Origin of the sequence: Methanosarcina spelaei, assembly GCF_002287235.1 — an archaeon.
Classification (GTDB): domain Archaea; phylum Halobacteriota; class Methanosarcinia; order Methanosarcinales; family Methanosarcinaceae; genus Methanosarcina; species Methanosarcina spelaei.
On sequence record NZ_LMVP01000362.1, the window covers coordinates 1 to 689 of the forward strand.

Genomic DNA, 689 nt, shown 5'->3' on the forward strand with positions numbered 1-689 from the left:
TTCTTGTTAGTGATGTAGAGGGTGATGTATGAGTAAAAAGAGTTTGTTGACTTTTTAGCTTGGCTACGTATCACGTATTTCTCATTAGATGAATCTGTTTTCCCATAATAAGGATCATTAGTGTAATCGACAGCGAATTCATAGCTTTTACCTGTTTTTAAGGTTTTTAAAACTTCTTGAAGGAGAATCTTTTCATTCGATGTGATCAGTTCTTCCATGTTTAATTTCTTGAGATGATATCGAAGAGATGTTTCGCATGCAACATCCTGATATCTTGCTGTAACTGAATGGACAGAATTCCGTATCCTCTTCAAATTGAGTGGAAAGCTCTCAATTTCTGCTTATTGAGCTTTTTTCTCCGATTAATTGAGCCAGAGATGGCATCCCAAATGTACCGCCAACTCTATCACATATGTACTGATATGCACTTACACCCAGTTTCTTTGCTGTCTGAACAATCGTCATAAATGTGTCATTTGCTTTTGTTCCTTCCTCTGTTATGGTTTGAAGGCTCACATCTCTTTTTCTGACTTTTGCTCTCGCCGCTAGTTCCGCTGCATTGTTATGCAGCGGAATCTCTGGCAAACTCAGCACCTTTAACAGGTATTCTTTGTTCTCTTTCATCTTAGCGATTCTTTCATCCAGCTTTTCATATCCTGTTTTGGTAGAAAACAACTGATCAAACTTAA

General features: G+C 37.6%; 1 protein-coding gene and 1 pseudogene. Both read right to left on the reverse strand.

Translation table 11 applies throughout. The features are described from left to right. Positions 1 to 302 (reverse strand): annotated as a pseudogene (locus tag ASJ81_RS23355) (ISH3 family transposase); the annotation flags it as partial. Between the two features lie 28 nt (positions 303 to 330). Further along, on the reverse strand, positions 331 to 689 hold a 359-nt coding region (locus ASJ81_RS14650), incomplete at its 5' end, for an IS66 family transposase (RefSeq protein WP_212556086.1).